The organism is Novosphingobium sp. BF6, from assembly GCF_058273105.1.
This window is the reverse complement of sequence record NZ_CM177776.1, coordinates 1,474,901-1,493,912: the sequence shown is the minus strand read 5'-3', so window position 1 is coordinate 1,493,912 and position 19,012 is coordinate 1,474,901. Positions and strand designations below refer to the sequence as shown.

Here is a 19,012-nt window from a genome sequence, read left to right as displayed (position 1 = left end):
TTCCAGTTTATACCTAGAGGCGACCTGTTTCAACGGAGACCTGCCTGCATGTCGGCATCTGATACCGAAGTCCTGTTCCGCCCCTTCACCATCGGCTCGCTCCAGCTGCCGAACCGGATCGTGATGGCGCCGATGACGCGCGGCTTCGCCCCCGAAGGCATTCCCGGCTCCCCGCAGGCCGCCTATTACCAGCGCCGTGCCGAAGGCGGTGTCGGCCTGATCCTGTCGGAAGGCACGGTGATCGACCGCCCGGCTTCGCGCAACATGGCGGGAATTCCGCTGTTCCACGGCGACCAGGCGCTGGCGGGCTGGAAGGATGTGATCGCGGCCGTCCATGCCGCAGGCGGCAAGATGGGTCCGCAGATCTGGCACACCGGATCGACGGTCGGCCCCGATGGCTGGGATCCCGGCGTTCCGGTCGAAAGCCCCTCAGGCCTGCTCGCACCGGGCACGCCGCGCGGTCAGGCGATGAGCGAGGAAGACATCGCCGATGCCGTTGCCGCCTTCGCCCGCGCCGCTGCCGATGCCAAGCGCCTCGGCTTCGACACGGTCGAACTCCACGGCGCCCACGGCTACCTGATCGACCAGTTCTTCTGGTCCGGCACCAACGAACGCGCCGACCGCTACGGCGGCGCTTCGATCCGCGAGCGTTCGCGCTTTGCAGGCGAAGTCGTCTCCGCCGTGCGCGAGGCGGTGGGACCGGGCTATCCGATCATCCTGCGCCTCAGCCAGTGGAAGCAGCAGGACTACAAGGCCCGTCTGGCCGAGACGCCCGACCTCATGGCCGACTGGCTGCAACCGCTGGTCGATGCTGGGGTGGACGTGCTCCACTGCTCGCAGCGCCGGTTCTGGGAGCCGGAATTTGCCGAGATCGACGGCGAGAACGGCCTCAACTTCGCGGGCTGGGCCAAGAAGCTCACCGGCGCGGCGACGATCAGCGTCGGCTCGGTCGGTCTTTCCGGCGAGTTCCTCGCAGCCTTCGGCGGCGAAAGTTCCACGTCCACCAAGCTGGACGGCCTGATCGAGCGTATGGAACGCGACGAGTTCGACCTGATCGCGGTCGGCCGTGCGCTGATCGCCGATCCGGACTGGGTCTCGAAGGTTCGCGACGGTGAAGCCGCCAAGCTCAAGGGCTTCAACGCTTCCGCCCTCGGCGAACTCGTCTGACGAATGATCGCGGAGCGCCGACCCGGCGCTCCGCGATACCTTTTCATGCCCTGGCCCATTCCCCAAGGGTTACGTAGTCGATCTTGCCCGTGCCCAGCACCGGCAACGCCTCGACCCGGCGAATATCTCGCGGGACCATGAGTTCAGTGATGCCATTGGCACGCGCCCATTCCTGAAGCGCCTTCACGTCAGGTGCTTCGGCGGACGTAAACAGCACGAGTTGCTCACCCTTCTTCGGATCGGGCCGCGTGACGACGGCATGTTCCGCGCCCGGCCAGACCGCCGCCGCATAGCCCTCCACCGCCGGAAGCGAGACCATCTCGCCGCCGATCTTGGCGAAGCGCTTGGCACGCCCGCGAATGGTGACGAACCCTGCCTCGTCGATGGTGACGATATCGCCGGTGTCGTGCCAGCCCTCTTGCGGCGGCTGCAACAGGCCCGGCGCGCTGGCGAGAAGGTAGCCCGCCATCACGTTCGGCCCGCGAATGGAGAGGCGACCACCCTCGGCGATGCCCGGCACCGCTTCCAGCTTCGCCTCGATCCTCGGCAGCAGGCGGCCCACCGTCCCGGCCTTGAAGTGCATCGGCGTGTTGACCGCGATCACCGGAGCAGCCTCGGTCGCGCCGTAGCCTTCGAGGATGCGCAGACCGAACTTCTCCGCATAGACCTTGCGCGTCTCGTCTCGGACTTTCTCGGCGCCCGCAAAGATATAGCGCAGCGAATAGAAGTCGTAGCCGTGCGCCATGCGGGCATAGCCGGAGAGGAAAGTGTCGGTGCCAAACATTATCGTGGCATTGGCGTCATAGGCCAGCGCGGGCACGATGCGGTAGTGCAGCGGGCTTGGGTAGAGCACCGTGCGAATGCCGTTGAGCAGCGGTAGCAGGGTGCCCCCGGTCAGGCCGAAGCTGTGGAACACCGGCAGCGCGTTCAGCACCACGTCGCTGGGGTTGAAATCGATCCGGGCGGCCAGCTGCGCGCAGTTCGACAGCAGGTTCCGGTGGGTGAGGACAACGCCCTTGGGCGTCCCTTCCGAGCCGCTGGTGAACAGGATCACGGCCGGGGCATCGGGCGAGATTGCCAGCTTGCGGTGACGGCGGGCGATGCCGCCCTTGCGCAGCGCCGCCCGGAGCTTGGCGCCGCCGGAAATCGTCGCGGCCACGTCCTCCAGCCGGATCACCGTGATCCCGTCCGCCTCCAGCGCCGCGACGACATCGTGGAGCTTGGCCTGCTCGACGAAAGCCTCGGCGGTGACGACGGTGCGGATCTGCGCCGTCGCACAGGCCGAGCGCAGATTGGCGAGGCCCACCGTGAAGTTCAGCATGGCGGGAACGCGGCCATAGGCCTGCAACGCAAAGAAGGCCACGACGACGCCGTTCACGTTCGGCAGAAGCACGCCGACATTCTCCCCCTGCGCCGTGCGCGCTGCCAGCTTGCCGCCCAGCAGTTGCGCGCCGATCAGCAGCCGGTCGTAGCTCAACGGCTCGCGCTCGACGTCCTCCACCACCTTGGCCTTGCCGCCGTGGAGCGCGCGGGCGTCGCAGAGCGCCTTGAACAGGGTCTCCTGCGTGTCGGTGGTGTCGAAGATCATGCCGCTCATCTCGTCGTAGAGGCGGCGGCCCGCCACGGCGCGACGCTCGCGGGCGCTCATCTCGCCCTCGATCGAGAACCGGCGCTGCGGCAGGACGGTCAGCGTGATCTTGGGGAACCAGCGGCGGTGGACCTTGCCCCTGAGATAGGAGAACGGCGTGCGCTGCGGCCCGTCGAGGCGCACCGGGACGATCGGCGCGTCGGCCTTGTCGGCGACCATGCCGGGGCCGTCGAAGACCTTCATCAGCGCGCCGGTCATGGTGATGCGCCCTTCGGGGAAGATCACCAGGGTACGCCCTTCGCGCACGGCCTTGACCATGGCTTTCGCGGCCATCGGGTTGGTCGGATCGACCGGGAAGGCTTCGAACAGCTTGAGGAACGGCTGCACCCACCAGGCGCGGGAAATCTGGGTGTTGATCGCGAAAGTCGGCTTGCCGGGAAGGAAGGCGCCCAGCAGCACGCCGTCGAGCAGGCTGAGATGATTGACCACCACGACCGCTCGCTCGCCGGGCTGCGGCATGTTCTGGGTGCCCTTCACCTCGACGCGGTAGAGCGCTTTCAGCACGCCCCGGATCACACTCTTGAACAGGGTCTCGGGCAGGAGCCAGATACTCACGAGCGCCACGATGAGCGAGGCGAAGCCCAGCGCGCCGATCAGACCAGGCACATCGACGCCCGCCGAAAGCAACCCGGTGATCGCCAGCACGACCACGACCGTCACCGCCGCATTGACGATATTGTTCGCCGCGATGATCCGCGAGCGCTCCTCGGGCAGGCTGTACATTTGCAGGATCGCGTAGAGCGGCACGATGAACATGCCGCCGGAGAACGCGATCACCGCCAGGTCGGCGAGGATGCGGAACGTCCCCGGCGTCGCCAGGAACTCGCGGAACGAGGCCCCTGCCGTGCGCACCGAAAAACCACTGGTCGAAAGCCAAAGGTCGATCAGGCCCAGCGCCAGACCCAGCGCCGAGATCGGCACGTAACGGGCGGAAACCTCGCCGCCGAGCAGCTTGTTCACCGCCAGCGAGCCGAGCGCGATCGTCACCGAGAAGATCACCAGGAACACCGTCGCCACTTCCTGCCGCGCGGCGAGCGTGCCGCTGACCAGCGGCGCGAACTCGGAGACGAGCACCGCACCCGCCGCGAAGAACCAGCTGATGCCGAGGATCGAGAGCCAGACCCCGCGTCCGTGGCGCGCGGTCTTGAGGATATGCATCGTCCCGCGCCAGAGGTTCCAGTCGATCGGATGCTCACCGCGAACCGGCGGTGCGGAGGGAATGGCGAGTGCGGCGAGATAGCCGAGCACGGCGATGCCCATCGCCGCAAGGCCCGCCTCCCAGGCCGGGATCACGCCCGCCAGAAGCTGGCCGCCGAGGATGGCGAGGAACGTGCCTGCCTCGATCAGCCCCGTTCCGCCCATGATCTCGTGACGGCCGAGGTGCTGCGGCAGGATCGAATACTTGACCGGCCCGAACAGGGTGGAATGCAGCCCCATCAGGAACAGCGCGGTCATCAGCGCCGGGATCGACTGGAACCAGAACCCGGCCAGCCCGATCGACATGATCGCGACTTCCGCCAGCTTGATCCAGCGCACCAGCCGCGCCTTGTCGATCCGGTCGGCCATTTGCCCGGCGAGCGCCGAGAACAGGAAATAGGGCGCGATGAACAGCCCGGTGGCGAGCGCCGCCAGCATCTCCGCCTTGTCCGGTTCGCTGGCGAAGATGCTGAAGTTCGCCAGGAACAGCATCGCGAACTTCAGCAGATTGTCGTTGAACGCCCCCAGGAACTGGACGACGAACATCGGCGCGAAGCGGCGCTTGGCCAGCAGCGAAAGGTCAGGTGCGGACATGTTTCTCTTCCCCCATCTGACCGATCGCCTGCGGCCAGTTCTTCACGCGCCGAGCCTCAGCCGCCGCAGCGCACGGCGTAGTCGGCAACCGAGGGATCCTCGTTATCGCCAACGGTGGTGACGGCAAGAGCGGCTTCTGGACGCTTGTAGTCGAAGGCGCAGAAGCCGAAGCCCGTGCCCGAGCAACTCGCCACTTCGGTTACGCCCTTTGCGGCGAGATCCGCCTCGCGAGAATCCTCGCGACCTTCGGCATCGCCATTGCCGACGGCATCCCAGCCGGCCTTGGCCAGGGCCTTGCGCGCCCTGGTAATCGGCATGCCGTAGATATTGGGAATGGGCGTACCACCGCCGCAGGCCATTTCCTTTCCGGCCAGCTTCTGGATAACCAGCCCCTTCCCGTCGACGACCCGGATATCCGCAACCGGCGCCGGAACGATGTCGCCGTCCCAGATACGCAGCGAATCCTCCTCGAACGGAAGAATTTTCGCGATGCTCTGCTTGCCGGACGAGGGCGCATAGGCGATCGCGACGATCGTCTCGCCGTCGAAGATGGCGACGTTGCCCTTGCCGATCTCACAGGACCCGCTGGTCGCGGGCGCGAACGCCCCGGCGAAGCTGACGGCGCGGTACTTGCCGATCCGCCCTTCCCCGGTCACTCCCCAACCGGCCTTCGCCACCATGCGGGCAGCGGGCGATTGCGGCGCCTTGAGCAACCAGTCGCATTCGGACTGCGAGGACGCGCTGGCAGGTGCCTTGGGCAGCTCCGTCACCGGGTTGAATGCCACGGCGGCGATGTTCGACTTGAAGCTGTCGCCCTCTTCCTGCACCACGTCCTCGGCGGCGGCAGTTTCCCCGGCAGCCTGACTGGCGCCTCCCTTTTTCGCGTCGTCTTTCGAAGAGGAACAGGCCGAGGCCAGCGTCAAAGTGGCCAGAGCGACGGGCAATAGCAGTTGCTTCATCGTGTCATTCTCCTTGGAACCATAAGGTCCACGAATCATCATGATCGGAAATTGCCACGATAATGATCGGTGTTCAATATTATTTCGAACACTGCTCAATTACAAACGCCGTCATATATTGTCGCCCCGGTCCCCACGGAGTGCGAAAGCGGCTTCAGGTTGCCGCCTGCGCCCCGACTTGCGCCGCTGCTAGGCTTTCCCGCACGCGGGCGAGCGCCAGTTCCACCGGCTCGCGCTCGCCCATGAGCGCGAAACTGCCGTTGATGTCGAACATGCAGTGACCATGGACCGTCGCCACCAGTGAGCGCGCCAGTCGCGGCGCCTGCGCGCGGCTGTCGGCAGGAAGGACTTTCGCCACTTCCTCCACGACGAGTTCGGTAAGCTGGCCGCGCAAGGCGTCATGCTCTTCCGGCAGGCGGATGTCCGGCGGCAGGTGATGGTCGTAGATCGCCATCCAGGCATTCCGATTGGCGCGGGCGAAACCGAAGTAGCCTTCCACCAAAGAGCGAATGCGGTCGTCCCCGGCACTGCCGAGGGCCTGGCGCATGTAGTCGGTCCACAACACGAACGTACGCGTGTTGATGGCAATGATTAGCTGGTCGTAGTTGCCCATCACGTTGTAGAGCGTACCGATCGAATACCCGATACGCTTGGCCACTTCGCGCGCGGAAAACCGCGAAAATCCGACGTCGGCCATGTGCTTGTGACCTTCGACGATGAGCATCTGCTCCAGCTCTTTGCGGCTGTGATCGGATCGTCTTCCCATATGCCGCCAATCCTAACGATCCCTGTTAAAAATGTACAGCGTCCAATTTTATATTGAACATCGATTAATTCTGCGATAGCCCTTTTGGGGAATCAGCAGGTTGAGGAATGCCATGTCCTGTTTCCCCCATCAGACGTATCGCTCGGTTCGCCGCTCGCTTGCAGCCGGTGTTCTGACTCTGTCAGCCATTATCGCCGTACCGGCCACGGCAGCCCAACCGGATGCCGCTGTTGCCGCGCTCAGCCGCCTGTCCGCCGCCCAGCTCGACACCGGCTCCGCACAGGGCGGCGCTTTCCTGAAGCAGTTCTTCCCCCGGGGCTGCGGCGCGCCGAGCGGACCGCCCGCCCCGCAGTTCGAGGCTTTCTGCGCCTGGTCCTCGGCCGACGAAGCGGATTTCGACCTGCTCGTCGGCATGCAGAGCCGCAAGGTCGTGAGCCTCGTGACCGAACCTTATGCACTCGACAGCAAGGTATGGGAATGCCGCCCGCTCTACGAGAAGAGCGATGAAGTCCCCTCGGACCTCCAGGTCTGCAGCGTGCGCAGCGCAAGCACCTCGGACCGCGCGAACTGGGCGAAGTCGTGGAAGACTTTCCTGAGTGCGGTCAACTGAGGGACATGGCGATGGCAAAGTCGATCCTGAGCGCCGCGCTTGCGGCATCCGTTTTCGCGATAGCGGAACCGGCCATGGCGCAGGCAGGGAAAGAGCCGCCTCGACCGGACTACGACGAGTTGATGACCGCGATGTGCGAGACGCCAAGCGAGGACCGTTCCTGCATCCTCGAAGGCAAGCGTCTTACCTATTGGCTGAGCTTTGACAGCGCTGTCGGCGGCCGCAGGCTCTATACGGCCGTCGCCACCGCGCAGAACGAAGCCAAACCCAGCGAAGCGCAGGATTTCGCCCCCGGCACGAAACTCTCGCTCGCACAGGTCACTTATGCGCTCGAAGGCGGGGCCTGGAAGCTGCTCGCCCGCCAGATCGATTTCGGCGGCGTCTATTCCAGCGGCGCGGCCGGAAATCCGCCGATGGACGACGATGGCGTACCGCTGTTCCGGCAGGCGATCGGAGACGGCGTGCTGATCGGCTACCCGACGCTGGCCATGGCGAACGAGGGCATAAGCGTCCACGCCTACAGTATGTTCCGTTCCGCACCGGACAAGTCCGGCCGCTGGATCTACGCAGGCGATATCGTGACCGGCTCCGACAACGGCGCGGGATGCGACCCCCAGGACACGCCGCGAAGCTGCTACTCCAGTATCGGCACGCTCAGCCTGACGGGCCGTACCAAGGGGGGCTGGCCGAAGGTGAAAACCGATCCGACCGGCAGCCTCTACGATCTCAGGAGCGGCAAGGTCCGCGGCGCGACGGCGGCGGATGCAAGTGTCTGGAACTTCGATGCCGCCCAATCCGCCTATGTCGATCCCAAGCGTCGCTGAGGAGTGATGACGATGAAACGCACGATTTCCGCACTGCTCGCAGCGACCTCGCTTGCCGCTGCAACATCGGCTCTAGCCGCCTGTCCGGCAACGACCTTCGACGGCTTCCTCGCCGCCTTCTCCGAAAACACGGCGCTGCAACGCCAGTATACGGCGAACCCGCTGACCACCCATACGATCGACCCCGCTGCCGAGCCGGAACCCCGGATGGTCACGAACCGGCTCCCCGTGAACGCAGTTCGCATGCCGATCATGCCGGACAAGGCCGAGCGCAAGCGCGACGGCCTGCTTACGACCAAAGCCCCACAGGCGGACGGCACCATGGATGTGAAGCTCGCCAAGGCGGATAGCGGCTATCAGCTTCTCTACCGGTTCCGCAAGGACGGCACCTGCTGGCAGCTTGCCGAATACACCGACGAATCTCTGTAAATTCAGCGGAGACCATCATGAACCGCCCCTTCCCGACCGCATTGCTAATGGGCGCCGCTCTGGCAGCAAGCACGGCTTCGATGCCCGCCCTGGCCGCCCCCAAAACGGCAGCCAGCACGAAAGCGGCTTCGTTCCAGACGTTCTTCTCCAGGTTCCGGCAAGCCGTTCTGGCCAATGACCGCAACAGGGTGGCCGACATGGCAGCCTTCCCGTTCAAGGACTTCAGCGGCGGCGAAGTGGATCGCAGCGCTGCTACGAAGGCGCAGTTCCTCGCCCATTACGACCGGATATTCACGCCCGCCGTGATTGCCGGAATCCGGGCGGGCAAAATCCGGGCCTTCACGCCCGGCAGCGACGACGGCGAGGCGCCAGGCCCGATCTCAAAGGGCGAATATATCCTCGATATTCCGGAATATACCGACCAGCTGATCTTCGCCCCCACCTCGTCCGGCTATCGCCTGAACCGCATTCCCTTCTATTCCTGACCCGCGGCCCACGCCGCTACCCGCGAAAGGACTGGCGATGGCCATCGAAGATCCTGCAATCCCGTCGCCGGACGACAGCGAGGAATGGCCGCTTCGCGCCTGGGGACTGGCCCTGCTCGGCGGTCTCACCGCTTTTGCGATCTACTGGATCGTCCGTCCCGACCGCTATCGTCCCGAGATCGACGCCATGGCGCTTCGCTTGGCGGTAGGCACATTTCTCGGCATCGGGGCGCTGGTCTTCGGCTTTCTCGTCGAGCGCACCCGCATCCACTGGAGCGCAGCCTGCTCGGCGATCGGGGGAGCCATCGTCGCGTTGACGATCTACTGGAACGGTCCTTTCGGCACGAAGCACAGCGAAGAGCCGTGGCGGATCGTCTGCGCCGTGCTCGCCATCGCCATCGCCGCGCCGCTGTTTCAGGCCTGGCGCGACGCCCATCCGGCCGATGGAGCAAAACGGGCCGGAAAGTTCGCCATTCCCTATCCCGAAGCCCATAGCCACGCCTGGACCAACGTCGTGCTCTGGTGCGCGGCCTGGGTTTTCGTCGGCGTGGTCTGGGCCATGGTCCTGCTGCTTTCCGAGCTGTTCCGCCTGATCGGCATCAACCTGCTCAAGGACCTGCTCGAAAAGGACTGGGCGGCGCTTACCCTCACCGGCGCGGCGCTCGGCGCAGGCATCGGCCTGCTGCGCGACCGCGACGGTATCCTGCGCCTGCTCCAGCGCGTGGTGACGACGATCCTTTCGGTGCTGGCGCCCGTTCTGGCGCTCGGCCTTGTCGTCTTCCTCGCGGCAATCCCCTTCACCGGTCTCGCGCCCCTGTGGGACGCGACCCGCTCGACCAGCCCGATCCTGCTCGGCTGCGTGATCGGCGCGCTCTCGCTCGCAAATGCCGTGATCGGCGACCACGCCTCGCACGAGACGCGCAGCCGGTTGCTGCGCGCCAGCGTCGCCGCGCTCGGCATCGCAATGCTGCCGCTCGGCGTGATCGCCGCGATCTCGACCGGCCTGCGTATCCAGCAATATGGCCTGACGCCGGACCGACTCTGGGCCGTTGTCTTCACCGCCGTGGCCTGCGCTTACGGCCTTGCCTATCTCGTCGTGCTGGCGCGTTGGCGCCTCGCTGCCGCCCCACACCTCCGTATCGCCAACTTGCGCCTCGCGGGCGGGCTCTGCCTCGTCGCGCTGGTGCTCTCGACGCCGCTCATCAACTTCGGCGCCCTTTCCACGCGCGACCAGCTCGCCCGGCTCGAAAGCGGCCGAACCCCGCTCGACAAGTTCGACTGGCGCGCGCTGCGCTTCGACTTCGGCCCGGCCGGCGAGGCGGCCACCCGCCGCCTCGCCGCAACCGGCCGCACGCCCGCGATCCGCGCCGCCGCGAAGAAGGCCCGCGATGCACAGAGCCGCTGGTCGCTCGACCCCGTCGCGCTTGAACCCACACGCCAGGCGATCGCGCCCGAACGCCTGCTCGTCCTGCCGCGCGGCACCCGGCTTCCCAAGGACCTTTACGATCAACTGAACGGCTACGCCACCTGCGGCTACAGCGGGGCCTGCACCGTGCTCCACACTCCCGGCAGCGATGAAGCGGTGATCGTCACGACCAGCGAAAGCAACCTCTGGAAGCGCGAAAACGGCAAGTGGAACAGCGCACCGGCGCGCGCCATCATTTCCGGCAAGGATAAGCTGGAGAATCTCGAAGCCGCGCTCAAGGCCGGTAACGTCGAAATGCGGAACGTGACTCGTCGCCAGGTCTTTGTCGATGGACAGCCGGTCGGGCAGGACTTCGAATAGCCCGGATAAGCGAAAGGCCGCTCCACCGTCATGCGGCGGAGCGGCCTTTCCTCATTCAACCATCGATGTCGTTCTTCCGGAATTGTTCCAGCTCTTCGTTGCGCTCGCGATAGTGCTTGATCTTGCAGTCCAGGCTGTCCAGCACGAAAGCCGATCCGGCGCCGAAGACATTTTCCTTTACAGCACAATCGGCTGTAACAAATTCCTGCCAATGCTTCTGAGCTTCGTCGAGATAACGGGCCGCTGCCGCGTAATCGGTCGCGTCCGGCCCCTTGCCTTTCAGCACCTCGTGAATCTGGGCGAGCAGTCGATCCTGAGCGGCCATTAGCGCGTCGCTATACTCGCCCATGCAATAGGCCTGAGACAGGCTTGAGCCGTCCCCCCCGCTGCAGTGACCGCCATAAGCGTCATCCTCAGAGTCCTGCGCAAAAGCGCTCTGCGGCGCCAGCGACGTCAGCATGGCCAGAGCGAACAGGATGGGCAGCTTCACGGTTTTCATCGGAAGTTCCTTGTCTTGAAAACGGGGAATATTCATTTCGCGCGGCGCAGCAGGACGATCCCGCCGAGGATGAAGGCGGCCGCGATCAGCGTCATCGGGATTCCGAAGATCAGCACGAAAAAGACCAGCGCCGTGCCCTCGTCCCGGCCAAGGCCGCTCGACGATCCGATCAGCGCCGAACCCAGGCCGCCAAAGAACTGGGCAAGAACCGCCGCTCCCACGACGATGCAGCCCCAGCCATTGCGCCGCGAGGGCAGGACCCGTCGGGCGAGAAACCATGCTACGGCGGCTGCCAGCGCGAGTGCAGGAAGAAAGGCCAGCGACATCGCGGACGCGGCGAGGCCGGGAGCGCCCATGAGCACCATGGCGAACAAGGGTTGCACGAGCCAACCCGCGACCAAGCCGACCAGACCCGGCACGACCCATTCCGAAGCGGAAGACTTCATCGCCCCACCTCGCAGGCAAGTGACGAAACGATCGGTCCGAACTTCGACGATGCCATGGTGCGACCCCACTGTCAGGAAATCCCGACAGCAGGCCTAGTTCATAATTTAGCCGTGTTCAATATTTAATTGACCATCGATCAATTATCCCTGCTGAAGCCAGTTCCGCAGCAGGAAGTTTACCTGTTCGGGATGCTCCAGCGCCGCCATGTGGCCGCACGAGCCGATCTCGTGATAGCTGGAACCGGCAATGCGCTCGTGGATCTCGCGGGCATGATCCGGCGGTGTGATACGGTCGCCGTCGCCCACGACGACCATCGTCGGCACGCGGATCGCCTGAAGGCCGTCGAGCGAATCGGGCCGTGTCATGATTGCCTGCTGTTGGCGGATGAAGGCATCGCCGCCCACGCGCGAGGCCATGCCGCGCATCTCTTCGGCCACGACGCCTTCGGTATGATCGGCATGGACCAGCTGGCCAAGCAGCTTGTGCGTGATGCCCACGAACTTGCCGCGCCGCAGCGATTCGATCCCGATCTTGCGCTGCAAGGTGCGCTCCGGTGTATCGCTGCGCGCGCTGGAATTGATGAGGGCAAGGCGCGAGACCCGCTCGGGCGCTCGGCGCATGATTTCCAGCGCGACATAGCCGCCCATCGAAAGTCCCGCGAGTGAGAAACGGCGCGACGCAGCGGCCAGGGTACGCTCGGCCATCGCCCCAATCGTATCGTCCAGCGTGAGATCGGCAACCATCGGCGCGGCCACGTTGGCCAGCGCTTGGATCTGGCGGCGCCAGAGCGCTTGGTCGCAGAGCAGGCCCGGCAGGAACACGACTGGCTCCAGCGCCATGCCCTTCGCCGGGACGCGCTCCGTGCCGCTCCAGTTCAGGTCCGCCGCCCCATTGCCAATGCTCTCGATCGCCAAACTTGCCATGTCAAATCTCCTGAGGCCCAGATGGGCTTGCGCTCTTCATCTGTCCAATTCATGATGATGGCGATCTCGATACATTTTAGGTATGACGTGGAACTCCGGCACATCCGCTATTTTCTCGCCGTCGCCGAAGAGCGGCACTTCACCCGCGCGGCCCAGCGCCTCGGCATCGGGCAGCCGCCGCTGAGCCACCAGATCAAGGACCTGGAGCGCGAGGTCGGCACGCCGCTGTTCCACCGCATTCCCCAGGGCGCGGAACTCACCGAGGCCGGTCGCGTCTTCGAGGAGCGGGTACGCCAGATTCCGGAGATCGTCGCCGATGCCGTCAGTGCCGCGCAGCGGGCGGCAGCAGGCGAAACCGGACGTATCCGCGTCGGCTTCACCGGCTCCGCCGCGTTCAATTCGCGCGTGCCACAGGCGATCCGGATTTATCGCCGCCGCTTCCCCGACGTCGAACTGAGCCTGGCCGAACACAATTCCAACGGCCTTGTCGAAGGACTGAAGAACGGCACGCTCGACGCCGCTTTCCTGCGCCCCGACGCCGTGGACAAGCAGGGCCTGCGGCTGTTCCATCTCGCCGACGAGCCGCTGATCGCCGCGCTCGCTTCCGCCCGCATGCCGCATGACGATCCGATCCGGCTGGACCAGCTTGAGCAGGACCCTTTCATCCTGACCCCCCGTGCTCTCGGCCCCACCTTGTTCGACGCCACGCTGGAGGCCTGCCGACAGGCGGGCTTCGAACCCGTGCTCGGGCAATCTGCCCCGCAGGTCGCCTCGGTTCTGGCGCTCGTGGCGGCGGAACTCGGCGTGGCGCTGGTGCCGGAGTCGATGCGCGACGCCTCGTTCAAGGGCGTGACCTATCACGACCTCGAAGGCGACCCGCCGAAAGTGGCGCTCGCCCTCGCCATCCGCAGCGACGAACGGGCCGCCACGGTCGCCGCCTTCACGGCAGAGGCTCGCTTCCCTTCCGAACACGAACACGATTGAGCAGTTGCGTAACCGATCGGCGCCGTTTACCCGGCGCTAACCATCATCCAGTAGTCATACGCAATGTCCCGCAGCCCTTTCAGACGCGTCCGCCTGTCGCTGCGGGAAGCCGTTCTGACCGCCACATCCTACTTCGTCTGCGCCGCCATCGCGCTGCAACTTACCCGCTTTGACGGCGGGATCGCTATTGTCTGGCTGGCCGGTCCCGTGCTTTTCGCGCGCCTGAGCACGACTCCGCGCTGGCGCTGGGGCGCGATCATCCTGGCCTGCGTTCCGGCGGCCCTGAGTGCCTCGTTTCTGTTCGGTATGCACGCCTTGGCAGCGATCCCGCTGCCACTGCTCTGCATTGCCGAAGCCTGGCTCGCCGCCTGGCTGATCCGCCGGCTCTATCCGCGTTTCGGACGGTTCCAGTCGCTACCGGAAGTGGGCTCATTCCTGCTGGTGGCCGGAGTCCTCGTCCCCGCGACAACGGCTTTCGGCGGTGCCCTGTGCGCTCACATCGCTCGCGACATCCCCTACTGGCCTGCCTGGCGAGACTGGTATGCGGGGCACGCGCTGGGCATGATGACGTTCGCCCCCCCCTTGCTCCTCACGCTGCGAGGCGAAGTACGCCAGTGGATCGCTTCGTCGGACAAGTCGCGAACGGGCGAGGCCGCGCTGCTGCTCGGTCTGGTCGTTCTGGCCTCGCTGCTGACTTTCGGACAGGACCGGATTCCGCTGGTGATCCTGCCCTTCATCCCGACGATCGCGGCCACGCTGAGGTTCGGGCGGTTCGGCGCGGTTTCTTCCGTCGTCATCCTGGTGACGATCGGCCTGTCCTTCTCGCTGGCGGGCCACGGACCGACGACCCTTCTCCATCTGCCGATGGGCCAGAAGTTGCAGGTTCTCCAGATCTACTTCGCCACCATCGTGCTTACGGTCCTGCCGCTCGCCGCCGAACTGCGCTCTCGCCGACGCCTGGTGGACCGGCTCCATGCCGCCGAGGCCCTGCACCGGCTGGTGCTGGACCGGATGAGCGACATCGTCGTCAGGGTCAATGCCGAGGGGGTGGTGCGCTATGCCTCACCCTCGACCAGGCGGGTTTCGGGCTATGATCCCAGCGAATTGCTCGGACAATCGATGTTCAGCCTGATCCTGCAGGAAGATCACGCCGTGCTCCTCGATGCGCGCCGCAAGGCGCTGTCAGATCCCGAGTCCCACGCGATCGTCGAGTACCGGGTCCGCCGCAAGGACGGCATCGTCGTTTGGGCAGAGAGCCACATGCGCGGTATCGTCGACGATCAGGGCCGCACGAGCGGAACTGTCAGCATCATCCGCGAAATCACCCAGCGGCGACAACTGGTCGAGGACCTGACGGCACAGGCCATGACCGACCACCTGACCGGCGCCTGCAACCGCCGCGCTTTCGACGAAGCCCTGCTGGCGCTGCTGACACCCACGCCCTCCGGTCCGGCAGAGGACGTAACGGCAGGATGCCTGGCGGTATTCGACCTCGACCATTTCAAGCATATCAACGACCGCTACGGCCACGTCGCAGGCGATGAGGTGCTCGTCCGCTTCGTCTCGATCCTGCGCGGTGCCGTACGCGAAGGCGATGTCGTCGCGCGTCTCGGCGGCGAGGAGTTCGCCGTTCTGCTGGGCGGCTTGACCCTCGATCAGGCTCATCTCGTCTGCGAACGCATCCGCACCCGTTTCGAGGAAGCCAGCATCCTGGATTCGCTGGGGAACGCCGTGCAGGCCACCGTGAGCATCGGCATCGCGTCGCTCGTCCAGGGCGGACAAGGTCGCGACATTCTCTCGCAGGCCGACGATGCTCTCTATCGCGCCAAGCGGGACGGCCGAAACCGCACGAGCCTGCCGATTCCATCTGCGGCCGAAGAGAAACGCAGCGCCTGATCCTACCCGTCCCGATGTTTCCATCGCGATATCTTGCCGAAACCCTTGCGTTACCACGCTCGCGGCTTCACAATGCTGCAATGCAAAATCACGTGAATTCCATTTCGGCCTGAAAACGAGCATGATCGATACCCGACTGTCCCTGATGGAAGCGATCTCGTTTCGTCGCACCGTCCATGCCCGCTACAACGGCGGCATCGTCAAGCTCGCCCCGCATCTCATGTTCGAGCGGCACGGCGATCTCTTCGTCAGCGCGCTCAATCTCAGCAAGGCCTGGCGCTCGCCCGAGGAACAACGCCTCGGCCAGTTCAAGCTCGCCGGGCTCGAAGTGACCGAGCTGCTGGAAGAAGTCTTCGAGCCGCTCGCCACTTACGAAGCGGTCCCGCCGCGCAGCGACGATACCCTGCTCCTGGCAATCTGACCCGCTGAGCCGCGCGCTTTCGGTCATTTCATGACGGATCTCTTCGCCGGTTCCGCGCCGCCGCATCGAACGCCGCTGGCCGCCCTTCTCCGTCCCGCCTCGCTGGACGAAGTGATCGGACAGGACCATGTGGTCGGCGCAGGATCAATCCTGCGCCGACGCGTGCGTGCGGGATCGCTCGGCAGCGTCATCCTCTACGGCCCCCCGGGGATCGGCAAGACTTCGATCGCGCGTGCGGTCGGTGCGATGCTGGGCAAGACTTTCCGACCGCTCAACGCGACACGGGCCGGGGTCGCCGAAATCCGCAAGCTGGCGGACGAGGCCCGCGTGCACCCGCTGCTGATCTTCGTCGATGAAGTGCAGCGCTTTTCCGCCACCCAGACCGACGACCTGCTGTCGATCTGCGAGGACGGCATCGCCGACTTCATCGGCGCCACGACCGGCAATCCCTATCACGTCCTCACCCCGGCGCTGGTCTCCCGCTCGACCATCCTCAAGCTGGAACCGCTCGCCATCGCCGACATGGAGAAGGTCGTTCACCGGGGGATCGAGCATCTCCGGGCGAGCGGCGTGGCTCTGGGGATGACGCCCGAACAGGTCCGCCTGATCGCGGGCCGATCCGGCGGCGATGCCCGGCGCGCGCTGACGACGCTGGAAAGCCTGGCGCTCGGCCACGAGGACGCCGCGTTCGACGTGACCGACGCGATGCTGGAAGAGGCCTATGCCGCCGCTCCAGTCAATCACGACAGGTCCGGCGATGCCCATTACGACGTGGTTTCCGCTTTCGTGAAATCGATGCGCGGCTCCGATCCGGACGCCACGCTTTACTGGCTCGCACGCCTGATCCACGGCGGCGAGGATCCACGCTACATCGCCCGCCGGATCATGATCCATGCCTCCGAGGATGTCGGTCTGGCCGACAACACTGCCTTGCAGACGGCGGTGGCGGCGCTCCATGCGGTCGAGAAGATCGGCTATCCAGAGGCCCAGATCGTGCTCGCCCATGCCGCGCTGCACGTCGCCCGTGCGCCGAAGTCGGCCTCGTCGTCGCGGGGCATTTCGGCGGCGCTCCAGTTCGTCGCCGCACAGCCGCCCGCGCAAGTGCCGCTTCACTTGCGCGATGCCCATTACAAGGGCGCGGCGCAGCTCGGCCATATCGGCTATCAGTGGCCCCACGACGACCCGCGCGGCTGGGTCGATCAGGTCTATTCGCCTATGCCGAAAGGCTCGCTCTACCGTAGCGAGGCGCGCGAAGCGGGCACTTTCGAACGCCGTGCCGATGAACACTGGCGCCGCGTGACCGGCATCGACCAACCCCGCCGCGACGAGACCTGAAGCCGCGTCCGGCCGGGCTCACGCCACCTTGAACAGAGCGGTCCGGGCCGTGAGGCGATCGACCTCCTGCGTGAGACTGCGCGCGGCGGCCGAGGCCTGCTCGACCATGGCGGCATTCTGCTGGGTTGCAAGGTTCATTGCGCCGATGGCGGTGGTCACTTCGCTGACCGACGTGGACGAGGCGCGATTGCCCTCCGCCATGCCGCCCAGCAGGACATGGACCTGCCCGACATCCCCGGCGATATTCTCGAAAGCGCCATCGACACGCTCCACGGCACCCAGCGCGGAAACGATCTCGGCCTGAGTCACGGTCAACTGCTCGCGCGCGGAGCGAGCCTCCTCCTCCGAGCGCATGGCCAGCGCCGAGACGAGATCGGCGACGACCGCGAAGCCGCGTCCCTCCTCACCCGCCCGGCCCGCTTCGATCGCCGCGTTCATCGCCAGCACACGGGTCTGGAAGGCGATCTTGTCGAGACCTTCGATGACGCCGTCGATGTTGATCGCGCTGTCGGACACCCGTCGCATCGCATCGACGGCCTCGGCCGCAATCCCGCGTCCGTCGTTGACCGTGGCTATGGCCAGATCCGCCCGGCCGACGGTCTCGCTCGCCGCATTCGCGCCAGACCGCAGATTGCCGTCGATCTCCAGCAGCGCCGCCGAACTCTGTTCGAGGCTGGCCGCACTGGCCTCCGTGCGCCGCGCGAGGTCCTCGGAAGCCTGGGCGATCTCGAAAGCGCCCCCACGGATGGTCTCCGTGCTCGATCCGGCCGAAGCGATCAGTCCCCGCAAACCGGCTAGCGCGGAGTTGTAGTTGCCGCGAAGGCCCTCGTACCCTTCCGGAAACCGATCGACGATCTCCGCCGTGAGATCACCGGAGGACAGTCGCGACAGACCGCCTCCCAGCGCGGCGACGACTCCGCGCTGCTCGTTGTCGGCCGCTTCGCGCGCGGCGGCGGCATCGCGGAAAACCTGCAAGGCCCGCGCCATGTCGCCGATCTCGTCCGGTCGATCGAGGTTCTCGATCTCGACCTCGTGATGATCCTCCGCGAGGCGCAACATGGTCCGGGTGGCGTCTTCCAGCGGGCGGAACAGGCGCATGGCTGCCCGCCAGCACAGCGCCGCCGCGATCGCGGTGACAAGCAGGGCGACGATCAGCACCTGCCAGCTCACGCGGTCGACTTGCGCGTTGAAGTCGCTCGCCGGGAAGCCGACGAAGAGGATCCCGATCACTTTCCCGTCGGAGTTGCGGATCGGATCGTAGCCGGCGAAGTAATCGGTGCCGAGGATATTGATCTGTCCCCGCCAGGATTTTCCCTCGACCAGGATGGCGTCGCGCACCGGCCCCGCCTCGAAACGCGAACCGAGCGCGCGCGAGCCGTCGTCGAGCATGACGTTGGTGGCCACGGGCAAGTCTTCCATGAAGATCGTCGCCATGCCGCCGACCAGTTCCTTGATGCGGTCCGCCGTTGCATTGTTCCCGTTGAGCACGGTGTCCCCGGCCCGGAGTTCCCCTTCATGCAAGTTGAAATTCAACCCGTTCGCCTGGAGCACCGACCATGCCACGCGCATGTTGGTATCCAGCCTTTCGGTCCCTTGCTTGCGGGCGCTTTCCACCATGAGCACACGCGTTCCGGCGAAGAGAAGCGCCGAAAGGAGCACGAGGGCGGCGACGGTCATCAGCGTGACCTTGGTGGAAAGAGGTTGTCTGTTCAGAAATGCACGCAGGCGGGTCATCGGGTCTTCTCTACTGGCGGGCAGAGCCGAAGCTGCGCCCCTATCAATCTGATCGGAATGGATAAATTCGAACAATAGTAATCTTATGACACTCCGCGACGTTTTCTTGCCCATGCCCCGATCAATCGCGCGTGAAAGAACATGAAAATTTTGTAACCTCGCCTCCACGCCCGCTCCATGGCGGCAGGTCTAGAAAGGTCATGCGGCCCGGGAGCCGAATGTGACATTCGCACCCTCGTCATTGCCTCCGGTTTTCGGGCCGCACCTTCCGAAAGACCAATGAAACTCCGGGCGGCGTTCCCCCACGC

General features: G+C 65.4%; 17 protein-coding genes. 10 read left to right on the top strand and 7 right to left on the bottom strand.

Features of this window, described 5'->3' with window-relative positions; genetic code table 11:
* The first annotated feature begins 48 nt into the window (after nucleotides 1-48).
* Entirely contained in the window at nucleotides 49-1,167 is a 1,119-nt protein-coding gene (locus AC4D6D_RS21730; protein WP_491327597.1) for an NADH:flavin oxidoreductase, read from the top strand.
* A gap of 43 nt (nucleotides 1,168-1,210) precedes the next feature.
* Here the strand turns inward: AC4D6D_RS21730 and AC4D6D_RS21725 are convergent, their stop codons facing one another.
* The 3 genes from AC4D6D_RS21725 to AC4D6D_RS21715 form a co-directional block, all read right to left on the bottom strand.
* Nucleotides 1,211-4,606: an acyl-[ACP]--phospholipid O-acyltransferase gene (locus AC4D6D_RS21725; protein WP_491327596.1), complete on the bottom strand. Its 3,396-nt coding sequence runs from the start codon at nucleotides 4,604-4,606 to the stop codon at nucleotides 1,211-1,213.
* 56 nt (nucleotides 4,607-4,662) lie between these two features.
* On the bottom strand, nucleotides 4,663-5,565 hold the full coding sequence (locus tag AC4D6D_RS21720) for a hypothetical protein (protein ID WP_491327595.1): 903 nt from the start codon (nucleotides 5,563-5,565) through the stop codon (nucleotides 4,663-4,665).
* Between the two features lie 154 nt (nucleotides 5,566-5,719).
* Complete coding sequence (locus AC4D6D_RS21715; RefSeq protein ID WP_465144438.1) at nucleotides 5,720-6,331, bottom strand: TetR/AcrR family transcriptional regulator; 612 nt, start codon at nucleotides 6,329-6,331, stop codon at nucleotides 5,720-5,722.
* 112 nt (nucleotides 6,332-6,443) lie between these two features.
* Here AC4D6D_RS21715 and AC4D6D_RS21710 point away from each other — a divergent pair, with 112 nt between their 5' ends.
* Genes AC4D6D_RS21710 through AC4D6D_RS21690 form a run of 5 tightly spaced genes read left to right on the top strand, consistent with a single transcriptional unit; the run spans nucleotide 6,444 to nucleotide 10,465 of the window.
* Nucleotides 6,444-6,941 carry a hypothetical protein gene (locus AC4D6D_RS21710; protein WP_491327594.1) on the top strand — a complete coding sequence of 166 codons (498 nt, stop codon included), beginning with the start codon at nucleotides 6,444-6,446 and terminating at the stop codon, nucleotides 6,939-6,941.
* Between the two features lie 11 nt (nucleotides 6,942-6,952).
* Entirely contained in the window at nucleotides 6,953-7,765 is an 813-nt protein-coding gene (locus AC4D6D_RS21705) for a hypothetical protein (RefSeq protein ID WP_491327593.1), read from the top strand.
* 12 nt (nucleotides 7,766-7,777) lie between these two features.
* Nucleotides 7,778-8,194: a hypothetical protein gene (locus AC4D6D_RS21700; RefSeq protein WP_491327592.1), complete on the top strand. Its 417-nt coding sequence runs from the start codon at nucleotides 7,778-7,780 to the stop codon at nucleotides 8,192-8,194.
* A 17-nt stretch (nucleotides 8,195-8,211) separates the two neighbouring features.
* On the top strand, nucleotides 8,212-8,679 hold the full coding sequence (locus AC4D6D_RS21695; protein ID WP_491327591.1) for a hypothetical protein: 468 nt from the start codon (nucleotides 8,212-8,214) through the stop codon (nucleotides 8,677-8,679).
* A 37-nt stretch (nucleotides 8,680-8,716) separates the two neighbouring features.
* On the top strand, nucleotides 8,717-10,465 hold the full coding sequence (locus tag AC4D6D_RS21690; RefSeq protein ID WP_491327590.1) for a DUF4153 domain-containing protein: 1,749 nt from the start codon (nucleotides 8,717-8,719) through the stop codon (nucleotides 10,463-10,465).
* A gap of 55 nt (nucleotides 10,466-10,520) precedes the next feature.
* Here AC4D6D_RS21690 and AC4D6D_RS21685 read toward each other — a convergent pair whose 3' ends face one another.
* The 3 genes from AC4D6D_RS21685 to AC4D6D_RS21675 all read right to left on the bottom strand — a co-directional run bounded on the left by AC4D6D_RS21685 (nucleotide 10,521) and on the right by AC4D6D_RS21675 (nucleotide 12,334).
* On the bottom strand, nucleotides 10,521-10,964 hold the full coding sequence (locus AC4D6D_RS21685) for a lysozyme inhibitor LprI family protein (protein ID WP_491327589.1): 444 nt from the start codon (nucleotides 10,962-10,964) through the stop codon (nucleotides 10,521-10,523).
* A gap of 32 nt (nucleotides 10,965-10,996) precedes the next feature.
* Entirely contained in the window at nucleotides 10,997-11,410 is a 414-nt protein-coding gene (locus AC4D6D_RS21680) for a hypothetical protein (RefSeq protein WP_186829923.1), read from the bottom strand.
* Between the two features lie 141 nt (nucleotides 11,411-11,551).
* Nucleotides 11,552-12,334 carry an alpha/beta fold hydrolase gene (locus AC4D6D_RS21675; protein ID WP_491327588.1) on the bottom strand — a complete coding sequence of 261 codons (783 nt, stop codon included), beginning with the start codon at nucleotides 12,332-12,334 and terminating at the stop codon, nucleotides 11,552-11,554.
* An 87-nt stretch (nucleotides 12,335-12,421) separates the two neighbouring features.
* On the opposite strand from AC4D6D_RS21675, the gene AC4D6D_RS21670 reads away from it, so the two are divergent.
* The 4 genes from AC4D6D_RS21670 (at nucleotide 12,422) to AC4D6D_RS21655 (ending at nucleotide 16,970) form a co-directional block, all read left to right on the top strand.
* Nucleotides 12,422-13,318, top strand: a complete 897-nt coding sequence (locus AC4D6D_RS21670) for a LysR family transcriptional regulator (protein WP_491327587.1) — start codon at nucleotides 12,422-12,424, stop codon at nucleotides 13,316-13,318.
* Between the two features lie 63 nt (nucleotides 13,319-13,381).
* Nucleotides 13,382-15,214 carry a sensor domain-containing diguanylate cyclase gene (locus AC4D6D_RS21665; protein WP_491327586.1) on the top strand — a complete coding sequence of 611 codons (1,833 nt, stop codon included), beginning with the start codon at nucleotides 13,382-13,384 and terminating at the stop codon, nucleotides 15,212-15,214.
* A gap of 121 nt (nucleotides 15,215-15,335) precedes the next feature.
* Nucleotides 15,336-15,635, top strand: coding sequence for a hypothetical protein (locus AC4D6D_RS21660; RefSeq protein WP_147217278.1), 300 nt, complete (start codon nucleotides 15,336-15,338; stop codon nucleotides 15,633-15,635).
* Nucleotides 15,636-15,665: 30 nt separating this feature from the next.
* Nucleotides 15,666-16,970, top strand: a complete 1,305-nt coding sequence (locus tag AC4D6D_RS21655; RefSeq protein WP_491327585.1) for a replication-associated recombination protein A — start codon at nucleotides 15,666-15,668, stop codon at nucleotides 16,968-16,970.
* An 18-nt stretch (nucleotides 16,971-16,988) separates the two neighbouring features.
* Here AC4D6D_RS21655 and AC4D6D_RS21650 read toward each other — a convergent pair whose 3' ends face one another.
* A complete protein-coding gene (locus AC4D6D_RS21650; RefSeq protein ID WP_491327584.1) occupies nucleotides 16,989-18,647 on the bottom strand; it encodes a methyl-accepting chemotaxis protein in 1,659 nt (552 codons plus the stop codon).
* Between the last annotated feature and the right edge of the window lie 365 nt (nucleotides 18,648-19,012).

Bases quoted from the DNA above. Each gene is read 5' to 3' on its own strand.
- AC4D6D_RS21675 (WP_491327588.1), bottom strand. From the start codon at position 12,334: ATGGCAAGTTTGGCGATCGAGAGCATTGGCAATGGGGCGGCGGACCTG.
- AC4D6D_RS21710 (WP_491327594.1), top strand. From the start codon at position 6,444: ATGTCCTGTTTCCCCCATCAGACGTATCGCTCGGTTCGCCGCTCGCTT.
- AC4D6D_RS21665 (WP_491327586.1), top strand. From the start codon at position 13,382: ATGTCCCGCAGCCCTTTCAGACGCGTCCGCCTGTCGCTGCGGGAAGCC.
- AC4D6D_RS21700 (WP_491327592.1), top strand. From the start codon at position 7,778: ATGAAACGCACGATTTCCGCACTGCTCGCAGCGACCTCGCTTGCCGCT.
- AC4D6D_RS21715 (WP_465144438.1), bottom strand. From the start codon at position 6,331: ATGGGAAGACGATCCGATCACAGCCGCAAAGAGCTGGAGCAGATGCTC.
- AC4D6D_RS21705 (WP_491327593.1), top strand. From the start codon at position 6,953: ATGGCAAAGTCGATCCTGAGCGCCGCGCTTGCGGCATCCGTTTTCGCG.
- AC4D6D_RS21695 (WP_491327591.1), top strand. From the start codon at position 8,212: ATGAACCGCCCCTTCCCGACCGCATTGCTAATGGGCGCCGCTCTGGCA.
- AC4D6D_RS21680 (WP_186829923.1), bottom strand. From the start codon at position 11,410: ATGAAGTCTTCCGCTTCGGAATGGGTCGTGCCGGGTCTGGTCGGCTTG.
- AC4D6D_RS21720 (WP_491327595.1), bottom strand. From the start codon at position 5,565: ATGAAGCAACTGCTATTGCCCGTCGCTCTGGCCACTTTGACGCTGGCC.
- AC4D6D_RS21650 (WP_491327584.1), bottom strand. From the start codon at position 18,647: ATGACCGTCGCCGCCCTCGTGCTCCTTTCGGCGCTTCTCTTCGCCGGA.
- AC4D6D_RS21685 (WP_491327589.1), bottom strand. From the start codon at position 10,964: ATGAAAACCGTGAAGCTGCCCATCCTGTTCGCTCTGGCCATGCTGACG.
- AC4D6D_RS21690 (WP_491327590.1), top strand. From the start codon at position 8,717: ATGGCCATCGAAGATCCTGCAATCCCGTCGCCGGACGACAGCGAGGAA.
- AC4D6D_RS21730 (WP_491327597.1), top strand. From the start codon at position 49: ATGTCGGCATCTGATACCGAAGTCCTGTTCCGCCCCTTCACCATCGGC.
- AC4D6D_RS21655 (WP_491327585.1), top strand. From the start codon at position 15,666: ATGACGGATCTCTTCGCCGGTTCCGCGCCGCCGCATCGAACGCCGCTG.
- AC4D6D_RS21725 (WP_491327596.1), bottom strand. From the start codon at position 4,606: ATGTCCGCACCTGACCTTTCGCTGCTGGCCAAGCGCCGCTTCGCGCCG.
- AC4D6D_RS21660 (WP_147217278.1), top strand. From the start codon at position 15,336: ATGATCGATACCCGACTGTCCCTGATGGAAGCGATCTCGTTTCGTCGC.